General features: G+C 31.1%; 15 protein-coding genes and 9 tRNA genes. 3 read left to right on the top strand and 21 right to left on the bottom strand.

The genetic code is table 11. From position 1 onward, the window contains the following. Positions 1–29 precede the first annotated feature (29 nt). The 13 genes from J3477_RS14860 to J3477_RS14920 form a co-directional block, all read right to left on the bottom strand. Positions 30–104: transfer RNA gene (locus J3477_RS14860), tRNA-Gly, on the bottom strand. 5 nt (positions 105–109) lie between these two features. Beyond that, a tRNA-Leu gene (locus J3477_RS14865) sits at positions 110–193 on the bottom strand. 19 nt (positions 194–212) lie between these two features. Beyond that, a tRNA-Lys gene (locus J3477_RS14870) sits at positions 213–288 on the bottom strand. 3 nt (positions 289–291) lie between these two features. After that, positions 292–366: transfer RNA gene (locus J3477_RS14875), tRNA-Gln, on the bottom strand. A gap of 10 nt (positions 367–376) precedes the next feature. After that, a tRNA-His gene (locus J3477_RS14880) sits at positions 377–452 on the bottom strand. Positions 453–458: 6 nt separating this feature from the next. Then, positions 459–534: transfer RNA gene (locus J3477_RS14885), tRNA-Lys, on the bottom strand. 4 nt (positions 535–538) lie between these two features. Beyond that, a tRNA-Arg gene (locus J3477_RS14890) sits at positions 539–615 on the bottom strand. Between the two features lie 57 nt (positions 616–672). Then, positions 673–746: transfer RNA gene (locus tag J3477_RS14895), tRNA-Gly, on the bottom strand. A gap of 8 nt (positions 747–754) precedes the next feature. Further along, positions 755–830: transfer RNA gene (locus J3477_RS14900), tRNA-Pro, on the bottom strand. Positions 831–1,048: 218 nt separating this feature from the next. Continuing rightward, complete coding sequence (locus tag J3477_RS14905) at positions 1,049–1,522, bottom strand: metallophosphoesterase (protein WP_206870764.1); 474 nt, start codon at positions 1,520–1,522, stop codon at positions 1,049–1,051. Between the two features lie 19 nt (positions 1,523–1,541). After that, positions 1,542–2,153 (bottom strand): XTP/dITP diphosphatase, encoded by a 612-nt coding sequence (locus J3477_RS14910; protein ID WP_206870765.1) that lies wholly within the window; start codon positions 2,151–2,153, stop codon positions 1,542–1,544. 1 nt (position 2,154) lies between these two features. After that, the gene (gene rph / locus J3477_RS14915) at positions 2,155–2,901 is read right to left on the bottom strand and encodes a ribonuclease PH (protein ID WP_206870766.1); all 747 of its coding nucleotides are present in this window, start codon (positions 2,899–2,901) and stop codon (positions 2,155–2,157) included. 22 nt (positions 2,902–2,923) lie between these two features. Beyond that, complete coding sequence (locus J3477_RS14920) at positions 2,924–3,901, bottom strand: AIR synthase family protein (RefSeq protein WP_206870767.1); 978 nt, start codon at positions 3,899–3,901, stop codon at positions 2,924–2,926. A 93-nt stretch (positions 3,902–3,994) separates the two neighbouring features. On the opposite strand from J3477_RS14920, the gene J3477_RS14925 reads away from it, so the two are divergent. Together J3477_RS14925 and J3477_RS14930 are read left to right on the top strand one after the other, a co-directional pair. Beyond that, positions 3,995–5,491: a hypothetical protein gene (locus tag J3477_RS14925; RefSeq protein ID WP_206870768.1), complete on the top strand. Its 1,497-nt coding sequence runs from the start codon at positions 3,995–3,997 to the stop codon at positions 5,489–5,491. Next, positions 5,469–5,612: a hypothetical protein gene (locus J3477_RS14930; RefSeq protein ID WP_206870769.1), complete on the top strand. Its 144-nt coding sequence runs from the start codon at positions 5,469–5,471 to the stop codon at positions 5,610–5,612. The genes J3477_RS14925 and J3477_RS14930 overlap by 23 nt, the downstream gene beginning before the upstream one ends. Positions 5,613–5,787: 175 nt before the next feature. Here J3477_RS14930 and J3477_RS14935 read toward each other — a convergent pair whose 3' ends face one another. Then, entirely contained in the window at positions 5,788–7,395 is a 1,608-nt protein-coding gene (locus J3477_RS14935) for an ABC transporter substrate-binding protein (RefSeq protein WP_206870770.1), read from the bottom strand. Between the two features lie 60 nt (positions 7,396–7,455). Beyond that, on the bottom strand, positions 7,456–7,845 hold the full coding sequence (locus J3477_RS14940) for a hypothetical protein (protein ID WP_206870771.1): 390 nt from the start codon (positions 7,843–7,845) through the stop codon (positions 7,456–7,458). Between the two features lie 332 nt (positions 7,846–8,177). On the opposite strand from J3477_RS14940, the gene J3477_RS14945 reads away from it, so the two are divergent. Then, on the top strand, positions 8,178–8,417 hold the full coding sequence (locus tag J3477_RS14945) for a hypothetical protein (protein WP_206870772.1): 240 nt from the start codon (positions 8,178–8,180) through the stop codon (positions 8,415–8,417). A 94-nt stretch (positions 8,418–8,511) separates the two neighbouring features. On the opposite strand, the gene J3477_RS14950 is transcribed toward J3477_RS14945, so the two are convergent. The 6 genes from J3477_RS14950 to J3477_RS14975 form a co-directional block, all read right to left on the bottom strand. After that, positions 8,512–8,784, bottom strand: coding sequence for a hypothetical protein (locus J3477_RS14950; protein WP_206870773.1), 273 nt, complete (start codon positions 8,782–8,784; stop codon positions 8,512–8,514). Position 8,785: 1 nt separating this feature from the next. Beyond that, on the bottom strand, positions 8,786–10,780 hold the full coding sequence (gene ligA, locus J3477_RS14955; RefSeq protein ID WP_206870774.1) for an NAD-dependent DNA ligase LigA: 1,995 nt from the start codon (positions 10,778–10,780) through the stop codon (positions 8,786–8,788). Positions 10,781–10,939: 159 nt separating this feature from the next. Further along, entirely contained in the window at positions 10,940–13,243 is a 2,304-nt protein-coding gene (pcrA, locus tag J3477_RS14960) for a DNA helicase PcrA (RefSeq protein WP_206870775.1), read from the bottom strand. 854 nt (positions 13,244–14,097) lie between these two features. Continuing rightward, positions 14,098–14,814 (bottom strand): 16S rRNA pseudouridine(516) synthase, encoded by a 717-nt coding sequence (locus tag J3477_RS14965; protein ID WP_206870776.1) that lies wholly within the window; start codon positions 14,812–14,814, stop codon positions 14,098–14,100. 143 nt (positions 14,815–14,957) lie between these two features. Next, the gene (locus tag J3477_RS26210) at positions 14,958–15,713 is read right to left on the bottom strand and encodes a lytic transglycosylase domain-containing protein (RefSeq protein WP_206870777.1); all 756 of its coding nucleotides are present in this window, start codon (positions 15,711–15,713) and stop codon (positions 14,958–14,960) included. Between the two features lie 372 nt (positions 15,714–16,085). Further along, complete coding sequence (locus tag J3477_RS14975) at positions 16,086–18,092, bottom strand: triple tyrosine motif-containing protein (RefSeq protein ID WP_206870778.1); 2,007 nt, start codon at positions 18,090–18,092, stop codon at positions 16,086–16,088. Positions 18,093–18,184 lie beyond the last annotated feature (92 nt).

Raw genomic sequence — 18,184 nt, forward strand, 5'->3', positions numbered from 1 at the left:
GTATTACCGATATACGATACCCGCATATTTGGAGCGGAAGACGGGACTCGAACCCGCGACCTTCACCTTGGCAAGGTGACACTCTACCATTGAGTCACTTCCGCTTGATTGGTGCAGATGAAGGGAGTCGAACCCCCACGCCGTAGGCGCTAGATCCTAAGTCTAGTGCGTCTGCCAATTCCGCCACATCTGCATCTTTTCATTTATTAAATTGGTGGCTTACCGGGGAATCGAACCCCGGACACCATGATTAAAAGTCATGTGCTCTACCGACTGAGCTAGTAAACCAATTGGCTGGGATAGCAGGATTCGAACCTACGAATGATGGAGTCAAAGTCCATTGCCTTACCGCTTGGCGACATCCCAATATTAAATATGGGGTGAACGATGGGATTCGAACCCACGACAACCAGAGCCACAATCTGGTGCTCTACCAACTGAACTACGTCCACCATATTTGGTGCGCCATCAGGGACTCGAACCCAAGACACCCTGATTAAGAGTCAGGTGCTCTACCAACTGAGCTAATGGCGCATAATGGTGCGTCTTAAGAGATTCGAACTCCTGGCCCACGCCTTAGAAGGGCGTTGCTCTATCCAGCTGAGCTAAAGACGCATGTTAAACAACATTGATTATTTTACTAAATCCAACATCTTTTGTCAAGATGTTTTTTGGAGCGGGTAGTGGGAGTCGAACCCACCTTTTCAGCTTGGAAGGCTGGAGTATTACCGATATACGATACCCGCATATTAACTGGTCGGGGTGACAGGGATCGAACCTGCGACCTCATGGTCCCAAACCACGCGCGCTCCCATCTGCGCTACACCCCGTTTGTTTTCACAACTTGTTAACCTTTCGGCGACAAAGATTATTCTACACGATGTTATTATTACAGTCAATACCCTTTTGAAAAAAAGTTTTTTAACCACTTTTCCTTACAAACCTAGTGTTTATAATGCTTTGCGCCGATATACCAGTTTATGTAACCAAAAGTTTTAAGATTAAAACGAATTAAAATATTCAGAATATAATTAATTGCTCATATGTATTACAGTTCTACTAAATAAGGGTATAAAGGCTTCCCTTCCTCAACTTCTATGAAGGCTATACTTCTTTTACTCATTCTAGGAAGTGAGGCGCTGCCTGGATTTACAAGCCATATATTGCTATGTTGTGTTACAAGTGATTGATGAGTATGGCCAAATAAAGCAGCATCTGCAGCTACTTCTTTGGCTTTAAAATATATAGAATTCAAATCATATTTTACATTGTATTTATGTCCATGGGTAATAAATATTTTTTTATCTAAAATTTCAACAATCATATCTAAAGGATAATTGTTTGAGAAGTCACAATTCCCTTTAACACCATAAACTTTTCCATTGTACCCTTTAATGATATATTCTAAGTCAGTTATATTATCACCTAAATGAATCAATATATCACTTTTATTTATCATTCTTTTTACTTTCTCTATATACTCTGTAATACCATGAGTATCACTAACTACAGCTACGAGCATTTCTATTATGCCTCCAAATTTAAATTAGATTATTTAGTTCTTTTTTTACAACGTCTAACGCTTTTCCCCTATGACTTATTGAATTTTTCTCATCTGCTGTCATTTCTGCAAAGGTCTTATTAAATTCTGGCACGAAAAATAGAGGATCATATCCAAATCCTTCTACTCCTGATAATTCTTCTTTTATAACCCCATAGGCTCTTTCTTCTACCTTTACAGTCTTCCCATCACTATTTATTAAAACTATAGCACAAACAAAAGATGCATTTCTTTTTTCAGTTGGTACACCCTTTAACTTTTCTAATAGCTTTTCATTATTTTTTTTGTTATTTCCATGTTCTCCTGCATATCTTGCAGAATACACACCTGGCTCTCCATTTAAGTAATCAACTTCTAGTCCTGAATCATCTGCCATTATAAGAAAATCCTGCATGCCCTCTTCTTTTGCGTATTCATAAATTTCACTAGCTTTTTTATAAGAATTCTCTAAAAATGTTTTACCATCCTCTACCACATCTATATCTATATTACAATCTTTAAGGGATTTTACTTCTACATTTATATCGCTTAATATTTGCTTTATTTCTTTTATTTTATGATCATTATTACTTGCTACAATAATTGACTTCATTTTATTTTCCCCCTGTACCTATCCACAAACTATCTGTTTTTAATACATCCTTTTGTGCTTGAATTATATGTTTAACTCCTCTTTCACCTAAAGATAGCAGCTCCTCTAAATCTTTTCTTGAAAAAGGACTTTCTTCTCCAGTTCCTTGTACTTCAATGAACTCTCCGCTATCCGTCATAACGATATTCATATCGACTTTAGCCTTCGAGTCTTCTTCATAACATAAATCTGCAATTTTCTCATCGTTTAATATTCCAACACTTACAGCTCCAACAAAACTTCTTATTGGAAAAACCTTAAAAGGTTGGTTTTTATGAAGCCTATTAACTGCATCTACTAGGGCTACAAATGCGCCAGAAATTGATGCTGTCCTTGTTCCTCCATCAGCTTGAATAACATCACAATCAATCCATATAGTCTTTTCACCAAGTGCTTTTAAATCAACCACAGATCTTAGAGCTCTTCCAATAAGTCTTTGTATCTCCATAGTTCTACCATCTATTTTTAGCTTAGCTATATCTCTCGGTTTTCTTGATTGAGTTGATCTAGGCAACATATTATATTCTGCAGTTATCCATCCTTCTCCACTACCTTTTAAAAATGGTGGCACCTTTTCTTCTATTGATGCATTACATAATACCTTTGTATCTCCCATTTCTATAAGTACTGAACCTTCTGCATACTTTGTATAATTTCTTGTTAGCTTTATAGGTCTTAACCCCTCATTTTTTCTTCCGTCTATTCTCATAAAATTGCCTCCTTCATAAATATCATATAGAAAAAAGTTCATCTCTTTCAGGTTGAGGAACTATAACTTCCCCTTCTAATTCTTTAACTAATATTCCTTTATCATTTGTTATATTACCAATTATAGTAGAATTAATTCCATTTTTCATTAATAGTTTTACAAGTTCTTCACCATTTTTAGTAGTTATAATCATACTACCAGAAGATATTAATTTAAGCGGATCAATATTAAATGCCTTACATACCTTCTTAGTTACAGCAGTAACAGGCATTTTATCTTCATATACCTTAAACCCTACATTAGAAGCATCAGCTAGTTCCCAAAGTGCCCCTAGCACTCCACCTTCAGTAATATCGTGCATACTATTTACACCGAACTCTCCACTTACTTTCCCTTCCATTATAACACTAATTTTATTAATATATTCTTTAGCTTCGTCTATCTCTTCTTTTGTTAATATATCTTTTAGTTTATCAATCTTATCATTTACTATTATGTTAGTACCTTCTAGCGCAAGACTTTTGGTTACAACTATATCATCATCAACTTGAGCCCCTGCGGTTGACACTGCTTTTCCACTAATGCATTTGCCAAGAACAGTACAAGAAACAACGATTCTATTTACTGCAGAAGTTACTTCTGTATGCCCTCCAATTATCTCCACATTTATCTTTGAAGTCTCCTCGTTAATTTGCTTCATTACATCATTTATTTCTTCAAAGGTAGTATCTTCAGGTGCTAATATTGTAACCAATATAGCCATAGGATCTACTCCACAGGAAGCTACATCATTACAATTTACATGAACAGCCAACCTTCCTATGTTTTCAGTTGCACCAGTTATGGGATCAGTAGATATTACACATTCATATTCTCCAAAGTTTATAACAGAGCAATCTTCTCCTACTCCATTTCGTACTCTTACTTCATCTCTCTTAACTGATTTGTTGTTATTTATTAATCCTTTAAGATCATCCCAGTTTAATTTTCCTGATTTCATAAATGTTCTCCTTGTTTATATATATACTTATGCAATTTTTCACTGCAACTAACATATTATTAATATAAGTATTAATTTTATGAGGTGGATACATTGAAGTATATAGGTCCTTTTTTTAGAATAAATAGTCTGACTTCATTGGAGATAGAAAGCCAGCTATTCTTTCTTTCACGGGAAGCACTGAAACACATCGTATTGCAATCTCGTTGTGGTCTAATATCCTCAACAAAAACTTCCAAAAAGTATCTTTCTAACAATGATATTAACATAATAAAAGATTTTTCTCCACTTTTATGTATTTATAAAAAAGGGTCTCCAAAGTTTGCATCAACTAAGCATTTCCACGGTTGGTCTGATGATGGTGTTAAGAAAGAAATTAGTAGTTCCTCAAATGCATTGATGACTTTGAGTATATTAGAACTTTCAGAGTTTTATGCAAAGTTTGAAAAATCTTCTAGTAGCAACTATTCAATGGCAAAGATTTATAGAACCCTCGCTAAACAACAGTTAGATTTTTATTCTAAACAATTAAGAAACACAGATGGAGTTTTTGTAGATAAAAAGAATTTATCAGAAGGAAATAGTGAATTCAACCTTATTGATAAAGATAAAAAATTTAAGTTTTCTGATCAGGCTTTAATGATGGTTGCATATTACCTTTACTGGAACATATGTACATTTGATGAGGATAGAGAAATGTATAAAGATTTTTCTCTTGATATATTAAATATGTTTTTAAATTATAAGGACGAAATTTACGACTTATCTTTCCAGGAATGCTGCAAGATTTGTTTTGCCTTTAATCTTCTTTACAAGTATTCCAATAATGATGATGTAAAGTTGTTCTTAATTGATGTTACAGATTATTTAATAGATAAATATAATGAGAAGAATTACATTCTCGATAATTTAGATTATTCTTGCTTAATGGCAATAAATCTTCATTTATCTTATAAGAATACAGGAATTGAATCCTTCAAAGATAATTTCTTACAAATTAGCGAGAGACACAAAAGATTATTTGATGATAATTCAGGAATCTTCTTAAAACCAATGGAAAAAAAGGATATAAAATATGATTGTACTGAAGTAAATAATTATATGATAAATATGCTTCTTTATGAAGAATATGAAACTTCAAGAGATTTTAAGGCTATGATTTCCACACTATTTAGACAGTTTTATATCACTTCAGGGCTTGTGATTTCTTGGCCTGATGCTCCATCATTGGATAGTGACGAGAGATATAAGAATCTAACCTTAAATTCTGCTGATCTTATTGACGAATCAATGTTTAGAGTTAGTACTACTCCATCACCAGACACCACTGGCACCGCTCCAATATTCTTAAAGAAAATTGCATATTCAAAGAAGAAGGAAAATTTCGCAACAACTAAGATAACTTTTGATAGTGCAAAGAATTTGACTAACTTCTTTAACATAATATTTCTGTTTAAAGACACTATTATGAAGTCTTTTTTCTTCACTGAAGATACCTTACCTACAGAAAAAGCCGAAGTAGGTAATGACCAAACTGAAGCGTTAGATATTACAGACGAGATAACTGATGGTATTACCAAGAAACTTTAAAGAGGAGCATAACTTTGCTCCTTTTTTTACTGTAAAGGATAATATAGAATTTCCACGACGATTAAGCACAGATATTTCAATGCTTTCAGAAGCTTTTTATGGCGATACAGTAAAAAAATAAAACTTATTCGCCTGCCAAATTTTCCTCATATTCATTCGGAAAGGCAGATGCGTAAAAAAGTTCGCTGAAGAAGGTCACTTCAGCGAACTTTTTTATTCACTTCACAAAACGAGAGTATATCCATATGTTTTTTAATAATTTATTTACTTATAAATTTTCATCACAACTTAACACTCTAATTAGTATCATTAACTTCCAGTTGATTAAGACTTAAAATCCCATCTTTACTAAAGGTTATATTCTTCACCTTATCTGATTTAACACAAATTAGATTATCAAAAAGTAACGGTACTATATAGTTATTATCCCTCAATAGTTTTACGATATTTTTATTTTTACTATCCACAGTTTCATCTTTCTTTAAGGTACTTGTTGATATCATATCATTAATATCTTTATTGTCTATAGCTTTTCCCTTATTATTTACAATCCACTTATTTACTAACTGACCATACGTGTCAGAACTAGAAGTTATATCTTCTAGCAATAATTCATAATCACCAGTGGACACTGCCTTTTTTAATTGGTTTTGATCTAGTAGATTGTATTTTACGGTTATATTATATATGTCTTTAAGATTTTTTGATATGAACTCACATATACTTTTATTCTCATCACTTTTCAAACACACTAATCTTAAAGCATCACCCTCATAGCTTGATTTACTAAGCAGATTACTAACTTGTTCCTTAATTGAATCCAAGTTTTTTGAATCATTAGTAACAGTTGAGCTTACAATACTTTCATTGGATTTCAATGCTTTCCTCTCTAATTCCCCTAGAGCTAGCTGAAATCTGTCTTCTTTTACTAAAGAATTACCTGTTATAGTATTCAAAATAGACTTTTCTAACGCTCTTCTCATGCTCAGATTGGTCTTATTATTTTTAGTATCTGGATTAAATTCTACAACCTTCATAGTATCGTTAGGAAATATCTCAACTAAATTTTTAGATGACAATCTAGATATCTCACTGTTAGGAATGTTTAATATTATATCTACATCCTTTTTAGATTCAAAATCTGCTAATGCAAGTTCAGCACCTGTGAATACTTTTAAGATTATTTTTTTTGCGTTTGTACTTTTCTTATTCCAATACTTCTCATTAAGATCCAGTTCTATTTCCTTATCCTCATTTATATTCTTTATTGCATATGCCCCCGAGTACTTAATGGAGGCAAATTTTTGTTTATAGTTATCTAAATTATCATCAAACTCTCTAAGTTTAAAATATCCCTCAGACAGCTTTTTTAAGAAACTATCATCTCTTACATTCATCCTGAACTTTACCACATTTCCATCTTCTTTTGATATTGCAACATTTTTTTCAAAAGTCCCTTTACCTTCATGATAGTCTTTAACTCCGTATACATTATAGAGTTCACTTACGTACTCATCCTTATTTTTATTAGATGTAATGCTCTTAAAAAACTTCATAAAATCATCTGCTGTTATCCTATTACCATTACTCCAATAAATATCATTTCTTAGTTTAAAAACATATTCTAGTCCATCTTTACTTACTGAGTAGGACTCTGCAAGATCAGGCACTATATCACCATTTTCATTTTCACTGACTAATCCATCAAAAATTGAATAAATTAAATCCTTGTCCCTTAGACTTAATTTATTAGTTATGTTTATGGAATCAGGAAACTTTTCAACTGCATAGGTTATTGAATTATTATCAACAATATTATTATTTTTTTGTATTATATTAGTACATCCCTGCAAGGTAACAACGACTATAACTAATATCAATAGTTTGGAAAGCTTTCTTTTCATCAATATACTCTCCTTTAAGAAATATATATCTGAATTATGTCCAAACATTAATAATATTAATCATACCGGCAGATATCTATTGAAATCTAATTTATCATATTTTAAGTGCTCATTATACTTCTTTTTACTCCATATTTGTCTTTTCAGAAAGGCCTTGCTATCTTCTAAAAAAACCTTAGGATAAGATAATTTCCAACTGTTCAACTTATATATTTCTGCTTGAAAAACTCCTGTAGTAATAAAATAAGCTTTATCCACTTCCATAAGATCTACTAAATCTATAAATCTATTATAATCTTCTTTAAATACTACTAAGGTTTTATTAAACTTCAATAAAACTTTTTCTCTCTTTCCTATAAGCTTTATTTCAAGAGTTAATCTATCTTTAATAATTATTTCGTATTGTATTCCATATATCCAACAGTTCTTCGTTAAATTCTTAAATACCACATCTATTGGTACTCTTTTGAACTTTAATATTGCTTTATCTAATGACTCTTTATGAAGCTTATAATATATTGAACTGATTACCCCAATGTTGCCTCCAAAATCTTACTTTATCATATTATAGAATATGCTCTATATCTCTTACAAACTACCTTTAAATTAAATTTATCAAAATAAAAATTTACAAACTTGATAAAATTTCTTAAACAGATTATTATAGTATTATAATTTATGTATAGGATTACTAATCTACATATAGGATAGTAGTAAATTTAATTGTAAAGCTATCCATCTATATTAATAAATAGCATAATATATTTACGGAGGTTTTGGTAATGTTACTTGCAATAGAGATAATTGGTGTGTTATGTATGGTTACTATAATTTTTGTGGCAATTTGGGGATTTATAATAGCTAAATATGCTTATAGCCAAATAAAATATCAAAACTATCTATTAGAAAAACTTACTCAAAACATTTATCTATTAGTGACAAAAAACAAAAGTCTAACAGAGATAATTGGGGACACTACTAATAATATAAATGAAAACCAAAAAACAGATGGTGAAATCTAACCATCTGTTTTTTGTTAAATCATCGTACGAAATTAAGTGGTTATGCATCCTATGCTTTAATAAGCCTGCGCAAAGAATTAATATAACAGTATCATTATCTTACATACATACTCATAAAAAATATTGAAATTGAGGCTATTAAAAAACATATCACTGGGTAAGTTATCTTTTTACTGCCTTTTTCAAATAGATAAAACCTAATGCCCCATAAAATCATAGTGGCACATAGTCCTATCTGTATCGGATAGTACGAGTTAAAAATCTCAGATATATAAATAAATTGATAGGTTGTAAGGAGAGTAAGAATTATATTTATACTTGTAAACACAGCTGCCAAAGGACTTAATATAGTTATAAGTCTTTTCATTTTACCCCCCTATAAGACTGTTAAAGTCATCTTCTGATAAGATAGTCAAGCCAAGTTCTAAAGCCTTTGTATACTTTGACCCAGCATCTTCTCCAACTATTACATAGTCAGTTTTTTTACTAACGCTTCCTGAAACTTTTGCTCCTAGGGATTCCAGCTTATCTTTTATTTCTGTTCTACTATATGACGCTAGCGATCCAGTAACAACAACAGTCTTTCCTTCAAAAAGATTTTCCTTAACCTCTGATTCCTCAAACTTAGGTTTTACACCTAATTCCAGGAGCTCATTTATAGTTATTATAACTTTTTCTTGTGAAAAGAAATCTATTATACTCTTAGCAACTATACCACCTATATCGCTAACACTAATAAGCTCTTCATAAGTTGCTTTTTCAAGGTTTTCTAAGTTTTTAAATCTTTTAACTAGATCCTTTGCAGTTTTAACACCTACGTTTGGTATACCCAATGCATATATGAATGAATGTAGTTGACAATCTTTACTTTTTTCCACAGCATTAAGTAAATTCTGAGCCTTTTTATCCCCAAACTTTTCTAAAGTTAATAGACTTTCCTTTTCAAGTTTATATAAATCTGTTATAGCTTTGATATCAAGTTTTTCAAATAATTGTTCTGCTGTCTTTTCTGAAAACCCTTCAATATTCATCGCTTCTCTTGAAGCATAATGCACTATAGTCTTAACCATTTGTGGTTTACAGGATAAAGTATTATCACAGAAATAATGTGCCCCATTAAGCACTATATGACTGCCACAAGCAGGACACGTAGTTGGAGGTATAATTTCTTCTGTATCTTCATTAAGCTCTCCCGCAACTCCCATTATCTCAGGAATTACATCGTTAGATCTTCTAACAAATACTTCAGCTCCTATACGTACTCCTTTTCTTCTTACATCGTCCATATTATTAAGTGTTGCTCTCTTTACTGTAACTCCTGCTAACTCTACAGGTTCTAATAATGCAGTAGGATTAACTCTTCCACTTCTTCCAACATTCCATTCTACAGCTAATAGTTTTGTTGTTGCTTCTTGTGCTTCAAATTTAAAAGCAATTGCCCATTTAGGAAACTTAATTGTATAGCCAAGCAATTCTCTAGTCCTCATATCATCAATAGCAATAACAGCTCCATCTATATCATAATTAAGCTCAAATCTTATATTTTTTATATATTCTATTTCTTTCTCAATCTCTTCCATGTTATGACATACCTTCATATAGTCATCCATTGGGAATCCTTTTTCCTTTATAAAACTCATCATTTCTTCGTAGGTATTGAAAGGATTTCCTTCTTTATATCCTATATCATAGAAAAAGGCTGATAGATTTCTTTTTGCAGTTTCTTTTATATTAAGATTCCTAAGCGCTCCAGCTGCACCATTTCTTAAATTCTTTAAAGGAACTTCTGATACTTGATTATATCTATCAAAAGCTTCTTTAGTCATTATAGCTTCACCATGAATCTCTAAAACATCATTACTTCTAATTTTAAGCGGAAGAGCCTTTATTGTTTTGGTCTGTGAAGTTACATCTTCACCTATTTCTCCAGTACCTCTAGTAGCTGCCTTTATAAGTACCCCATTACTATCATAAGTACAGTTTATGGTTAGTCCATCAAATTTCTTAGTAACTATATATTTTATAGCCGGAAGTTCATCCTCATGGGTTCTATTATAATCATCAATAAACTTAATATTTCTATTATGCCACTCTCTAAGCTCTTCTACAGTTTGAGCCTTATCTAAACTCCACAGCCTTGCTTTATGCGTATATTTAGAAAACTCCGCAAGTGCAGTATCTCCAACTCTCTGACTCGGAGAATATGGAAGTATATAAGAAGTTTCTTTTTCAAGAGTAACTAATTCATCATATTTTTTATCATAGTCTTTGTCTGATACAGAAGGATTACTTAATGTATAATATTCATACGCATACCTATTTAACTCCTCTACCAGCTCATCTATTCTCTTCATTTTATCCATGAAAGCACCTCTCAATCTAACTGAGCTTTAAACTATAGGATTCTCTCATTGAAAATTAATATCCTACAATCAAAAATTTATCTCATAATTTAAATAACTTTTTTATCCATTAAACACTCTCCTATCAAAATATGAGAGTGTTTAATAATATATAACTTCTTATAAAAGCTCTAAAGGAGCAAAACTTAATAATAAAGTTTTTATACCTTGACTGTCAAAAGCTATTGTGAGCTTAAGATCATCACCTTCATTGATTGTCTTTATAATAGTTCCTATTCCAAACTTTGGATGTCTTATTTTTCTTCCCATGGTAGCTTCATTTTTTGTAAGCAAACCTCCTGAACTACTATCTAAGGTTTCCTTTAATTTTCTAGCTGCGTCAAGCATTGTTTCTTTTGAACCGCCTCTATTTGAAGAATAGTTACTATTATAATCACTTCTTAAGCTATGAGGATTTTTATTAAAATCTCTTCCTCCATAACTTGGCGAAGCCATCATAGAACTTCTTGTAGAAAGGCCTGCACTTGCATTTCCTTTTACAAACTCCTTCAATTCCTTAGGAATTTCACCTATAAAATCAGATTGCGGATATGCCACAGTTCTTCCGAAAACTTTTCTAACTTCTGCTGAAGTCATATAAAGCACATTTCTAGCTCTAGTTATTCCAACATAGCATAGTCTTCTTGACTCTTCCATTTCACTTTCTGAATCAAAGGATGCTGTACCAGGAAATATCCCATTTTCCATACCAACCATAAATACTACCGGGAACTCTAACCCTTTAGCTGAGTGAACAGTCATCATAACCAAAGTGTCTGCATTTTCATCCATATTATCAACATCTTGAACTAATGCAACCTTCTCTAAAAATGCACTAAGAGATTTATCTTCTTCATTACTCTTTTCAAAATCAACTGCTGCTGAAACTAATTCTTTTAAGTTTTCAACTCTGCTTTGATCTTCAGGCTCTTTAGAATCTTTAAGTTCTTTCATATATCCACTTTTATCTAAAATATATTCTATAAGCATTGATACTGGAATCTGTTCAGACATATCCATTAAGTTCTCCATAAGATCTGTAAACTTTCTTATTGAAGATATATTTCTAGGTGATAAAGTTGATATATTTTCACAGTCTAATAAAGAGTTATACAGACTATCATCATACTCATTTGCAAAATCCATAACTTTAGATACTGTTGCATCACCAATATTCCTCTTAGGCACATTTACTATTCTTCTAAGACTTATTGAATCAGCTGGGTTGTTTATTACTTTAAGGTAACCCATTAAGTCCTTAATTTCTTTTCTATCGTAGAACTTAAGTCCTCCAATTATTCTGTATGGAATATCTCTTTTAATAAAGCAATCTTCAAATATACGTGATTGAGCATTTGTTCTATACAGTATAGCAAAGTCTTTATATGCTAAATCCTTCTCTTCCATAAACTTCTTTATTTCCGAAGCTATAAATTGTGCTTCATCATTATCAGAAAACGCTCTGTAAATTCTAATCTTTTCTCCATTTTCTGCTTCAGTTCTAAGTACCTTTGATTTTCTATTACTATTAAACTTAATAACATTATTTGCAGCATCAAGTATATTAGCCTTTGATCTATAGTTTTGCTCTAGCTTTACAACCTTAGCACCTTGATAATCTTTTTCAAAGTCTAATATATTTCTTATGTCAGCACCTCTCCAAGCATAAATACACTGATCATCATCACCAACTACACAGATATTTTTATGCTTTGAAGCTAAAAGTTTCACAAACTCGTACTGACATCTATTAGTATCTTGATACTCATCTATCATTACATATTTAAACTTGTTTTGGTAAAAATCAAGCACTTCAGGATTGTTTTGAAATAACTCAACAGTTTTAAAAATCAAATCATCAAAATCTAAGGCATTGTTGTCTTTTAGCCTTTTTTGGTACATTATATATAAATCTGCAATTTTATTTCCTCGGAAATCACTCTCATATTGTCTTTTATATTGAGCCGGAGTAATTAAGTTATCCTTTGCTTTTCCTATCTTTGAAATAATTTCTTGTTCTGTGATATCTTTATCATTTATATTAAGTTGCTTAATACATTCTTTTACTAAAGCCTTTTGATCATAACTATCATATATTGTAAAGTCTTTTTTATAGCCAAGCTTTTCTATCTCACGTCTTAATATCTTTACACAAGATGAGTGGAAGGTAGAAATCCACATACTATCTGCTCTATCTCCAATTAATGATTTAACTCTTTCTCTCATTTCCTGAGCAGCTTTGTTAGTAAAAGTTATCGCTAAAATATTATATGGTTGTATAGCCCTTTCCTCTAACATATATGCTATTCTATAAGTTAAAACTCTTGTCTTTCCAGAGCCTGCCCCTGCAAGTATAAGTAACTGTCCATCTACAGTAGTAGCTGCTTCATATTGTTCCTTATTCAAAAGATTTTTCAAATCCATATAATCACTCCTTAAATATTAAAAATCGTTTAGGCCGTAATGCCTTGATTTTTTCTGCATCTTACCCTCTAATCCTATGTGATTAAAAATAGTAAAAAACTATCTCATCTATAAGTTTTAATGAAATATAGTATATTTTTATAAATGCAAAAAGAGGAATAATATTCCTCTTTTTATTATAGTCAAGTATGGTTATATTATATCATATTTATTACTTTTGTTGGTATATAAAGATATACCATTTCTATATATACCTTACTTTACATTTTTAGTATAAGAATTGAAGTAGTACATATTTAAAGGCAAGGTTTGCATATATATTAGTTCTATTTAATTTGCTTCATAAACTAGTCATCTAACGTATAATTACTTAAATGTTTTTATAAACAAAACTTATTCTACTGCAAGAATCTCTTAATGAAAGTAAATCATACATTGCTCCATACGGAGACAGATATATAAATTTAATAGATATTAGTTCTAATATGTTTTATTCATAAGAGTATTTAAAATAGACTTTAAGTATAGAATATAAGACATTAAAAAACTTTAAATACTCTTTATACATAAACAATGAATTAATATATATACTATATATTAATTCATCCTAATTATGCAATTTTTCAATAGTTACATGATTTATTTCTTGCAAATATATTTTTAGACAAATAAAAAAACGCAACCCTTGGGGCTAGGTTGCGCTTCAGCAATAAGCAATAAATAAAAAGGGGGCTATTTATTCCTTTTATTTATCCTTGCAGAATTATTATATATAATTGCTTTTTAAAAAGCAAGTCTATTTTGAAAAAAATATTGTAAATAATATATTACTATGAATGAAAAAATTTCATATTTTAGCAGTTTATTAACACATTTAACTCTTCTTCTGTCAATTCTCTATATTCACCTTCTTCTAAACTTTCATCCAAAGGTAAATTTCCAAACTTTATTCTTCTAAGATATACTACCTTTTTCCCTACTGCTTCAAACATTCTCTTAACCTGATGGTACTTTCCTTCTTGAACAGTGACTAAAACCTTAGAACCTTCTTCTGTAGCTTCCTCTATCTCAAGCTTAGCACTCATGCATTCATACCCGTCATCAAGTACTATCCCTTTTTCAAAAGCTTTTATATCTTGCTCATTAACAGCCTTATCAATTTCAGCATAATATACCTTATCAACATGCCATTTAGGGGATATAAGCTTGTGATTAAGTTCTCCATCATTGGTTATAAGTAAAAGCCCTACCGTATCCTTATCAAGTCTACCTACCGGGAAAGGGTTAAACACCTGGTGTTCTGGATAAAGAATATCGATAACAGTCTCATCCCTATTATCAAAGGTTGCAGATATTACACCATCTGGCTTATTCATCATTAAATATATGTATTTTCTATAGAATATTTCTTCACCATTAATAACTATCTTTGATTTTTCTGGATCTAGCTGTAATCCATTGTCCTTAACAACCTTATCATCCACAACCACTCCACCAGCTTTAACTAATGCCTTTATCTCTTTTCTTGAGCCATATCCCAAGTTTGAAAGAATTTTATCAAGTCTCTCCAAAATAACACTCCTTTTTCAATATATTGCAACTAAGTTTTATGTTTAAATCTACTATTGAAATTTAGGAGTGACTCATAAATTTCAACATCATGATTAAACATACTCTAACTTAAAAGACTGCACCAAAAAGCACAGTCTTCTTATTATACACCATTTTTAAAATAATTCATTACGCTACCTACGTAATTTACTGTTTCACGAGGCATTTTATATATTTCACTTGATGAACCTACACCTCTTCTTTGCATTGTCCCTGGACCACCATTATATGCAGCTAAAGCCATTTCTGTATTTCCATTATACTTATTCAAATATCCTTTTAGAAGCTTCGTACCACCATTTATATTCTGCTCTATATTAAAAGGGTCTGTAATTCCTAATCCACTAAAGTTTTCAGGCATAATCTGCATGATACCTGTAGCTCCAGCACCAGAAACAGAATAAGGATTAAATCCAGACTCTTGCTTTATTATTGCTCTTATCAAATCTTGATTAACTCCATATTTTTGAGAAGCCTGTGCTATAGCATTGTCAATTCTGTCCATATTGCTACCACTTGTGTTTGAACCTTTGGAGGTTAGCTTTAAGACTGCATTTGAATAAGGGTTTAAATTATTTAAATCTAGCTGCTTATCACTATCATAGCTATCAAGTGAAGTTTGCCCTAATTTACTAAGATCAGTTCCAGCTAAAACATTTTGATCTACTGTAGTTCCATCAGCAGAAGTACCACCACCAGTTAATGCACTTAATATATTACTGTTACTATTGTCTTCTGTAAGGTTCTTCATAAGACTTTCCATAACCATATCGAAGGCTGGAGAATTTCCCATTGCCTGTTTCATATATGTAGAAAGCATCTGAACTCCTAACATCTGTTCTGCATTATCTATTTTCATTAACTCACATCCTAAAGTTTAATTATATATCAGTTTATATGTAAAAATTTTATGATAAAAACAAAAATATCCATCCTTCATATTATCGCTATAATTATTTTACCACTTTAGAGATTTAATTGTATATTTCTTATTTTTTTATTTAATTTTAAGCTTACTGCTAAGATTCAACATATTAATTTACTCTCACTTATATTATTAGCTTTTAATTTACAGTTATTCTTAATAGAGTTCCTAACTCAACTACTAATTTATACATGCCTTAAAATCCCCAGAAGCCTGGATTTTCGAACAAATATAAATTAAGTTTCGATATAGATACTCTTTAATAAGGCTCCTATCAAAATAAAATGATAGGAGCCTAACTTAATCTTACTCTTCAACTTTAAATTCAAAAATGTCATAGTCTTCATATGCACATTTCTTATAATAACTTTTTGCAAGAACCAGTATTCTGTATGAACCTTCTATAAATGGCATCAAAGTATAATAACTTTTTCTTGAATATTTTTGTACCAATATCCAATTTCCTTTTTCCATTAGATAAAATTCATAGCAAACCTCTTTTCCACCACAACTTTCTACATTGATGTTAATCTCATCACTAATCTTATAATAGGTTTTATTGCATAGTATTTTAGTTCCAGTTACTGGTGGCGCTTCATTTACATAAATAGTAATGGTTTTTTTACTATCAAACCCTTCGATGCACTTCTTATTTTTCGCGTACATTTCTACTATATACTTACCAGCTCTTTTTGGCTTAAAAGTAAACTTTTTGTTTGTTATAAAATCCGTTTCTTCAACTGTGTGCCCATCAATTGATATTGCATACTTTACTAAAGTATCCTTAGTATTTTGGCTTATTACCTCAAATTCAACATCATCCTCTATCAGATAATACTCTTTAGATGGAAGCAGAACATAATCTATATTCCCTTCAATGTACTCTTTAACATTAAAATATATAAATTGATGACTATCATATTCTTTATCTGAATATTTATCTTTTACCTTAATTTCAAGTTCGTATTCCCCGGAAACTTCAGGTGTGAAATTAACCCAGTTAGCATTTCCATAGCTTACTCTTTCTTTTTCTTTTTTATCTTTATAAACCACAAAACTATACTTTGGATCTATACCACCTTCTGTTATAACCTTTATATTTATTGGCTCATTTATTATATAGTGGTTATTTCTATCCACAACTACATCTGTTATTTTTACAACCTTTTGTCTTTTTTTCTCCACAAAGAACTCTAGGCTTTTCTTATCTTCATATTCACCTGTAAAAGATTCATCTCTAACAAACAAAGTAATTCTATACTGTCCTTCATATTTAGGTTCCCACAGAAAACTACTTGTCCTTATATATCCTGAATCTTCACCATAATTGCCATCAATCTTGAACTTATATAATAGATGCTTTCCACCTTCAACTACAGCTCTAAGTAAAATCTTACTTCCTTCTGCTTGAGGCGAGTTAAGATCAGTAGTAAAAGTCTTTATATTTATAGCATGATACGGCTTAACTTCATACACAATTATAGCCCTATCGTCATATTCTCTCTCCGAATACATATCTCTTGCTAAACACAATATTTTATAACTTCCAGGTACTTTTTCACAAAAACTTACCATTCTTCTTGAAGAATAATCTTGTATACAAATCGTCTTACCCTCTGGATTAATCTTCAAAAATTTATATAAAGTAGTTCTAGTATCATCTTGCCTTGTATATACTTGAAATATTAGCTCCTCTTCAACAAGAAGATCACTAGTAAGACATTTAAAATCTATAATCTCAGGTCTTGCTATATCTTTAACTTTAAAAGATACTGTCCTAAAGTCATCAAAATTATCTTTTGAATCAGGAACCTTGCACTCAACCAATATATCATGCTTACCTACTTCGGTGGCAGTGAAAGATAAGGTATTTTCTGTGCAATAATCCTTTATAAGCTCCCATCCATCTTTTCCACTAATCCAATATTTATACATAGATGGAGAATTATTAGTTTCAACCTGAATAGTTATTTTTTTTCCTATTTCAATTTCTTCATTTTCTATATATACATCCTTAATTAGGTTTTCTGGTTTTTCACCAATAAGAAAATCGCCTCTTACAATAAAATCAAAAGGCTTTTTTGACCCTTCTTTCTTCACTTGTACCATTATAAAATACTTACCATCATTCTTTGGTATCCAAGCGCAGCTAGTATCTTTTGAAAAGTCTTTAATCTCATCCCATATACCATCTTTCCCAACTAAGAACTTAAAAGAATATTCTTCGCCCGAATAGTTACCTATACTTATGTTTATTGCTGCATCTTTTTCTTGAGGACTATTTTTGTCAAAAACCAGAACTAACTCTTCCATAAAATCTCAGCACCTCTTGTTTATTATTTTCACCCTTTGGTACATACCCCAATCTTAGGTATCTAATTCTCCCCTAACTGATTTAGTTAAAT

The organism is Clostridium zeae (assembly GCF_017312485.1).
Classification (GTDB): Bacteria; Bacillota; Clostridia; order Clostridiales; family Clostridiaceae; genus Clostridium_AR; species Clostridium_AR zeae.

Coding starts and splice junctions, on each gene's coding strand:
- ligA (WP_206870774.1), bottom strand. CDS start 10,780: ATGGATAAAATGAAGAGAATAGATGAGCTGGTAGAGGAGTTAAATAGG.
- J3477_RS14975 (WP_206870778.1), bottom strand. CDS start 18,092: ATGGAAGAGTTAGTTCTGGTTTTTGACAAAAATAGTCCTCAAGAAAAA.
- J3477_RS14905 (WP_206870764.1), bottom strand. CDS start 1,522: ATGCTCGTAGCTGTAGTTAGTGATACTCATGGTATTACAGAGTATATA.
- pcrA (WP_206870775.1), bottom strand. CDS start 13,243: ATGGATTTGAAAAATCTTTTGAATAAGGAACAATATGAAGCAGCTACT.
- rph (WP_206870766.1), bottom strand. CDS start 2,901: ATGAGAATAGACGGAAGAAAAAATGAGGGGTTAAGACCTATAAAGCTA.
- J3477_RS14945 (WP_206870772.1), top strand. CDS start 8,178: ATGTTACTTGCAATAGAGATAATTGGTGTGTTATGTATGGTTACTATA.
- J3477_RS14920 (WP_206870767.1), bottom strand. CDS start 3,901: ATGAAATCAGGAAAATTAAACTGGGATGATCTTAAAGGATTAATAAAT.
- J3477_RS14935 (WP_206870770.1), bottom strand. CDS start 7,395: ATGAAAAGAAAGCTTTCCAAACTATTGATATTAGTTATAGTCGTTGTT.
- J3477_RS14910 (WP_206870765.1), bottom strand. CDS start 2,153: ATGAAGTCAATTATTGTAGCAAGTAATAATGATCATAAAATAAAAGAA.
- J3477_RS14930 (WP_206870769.1), top strand. CDS start 5,469: ATGGTATTACCAAGAAACTTTAAAGAGGAGCATAACTTTGCTCCTTTT.
- J3477_RS14950 (WP_206870773.1), bottom strand. CDS start 8,784: ATGAAAAGACTTATAACTATATTAAGTCCTTTGGCAGCTGTGTTTACA.
- J3477_RS26210 (WP_206870777.1), bottom strand. CDS start 15,713: ATGAAAATAGATAATGCAGAACAGATGTTAGGAGTTCAGATGCTTTCT.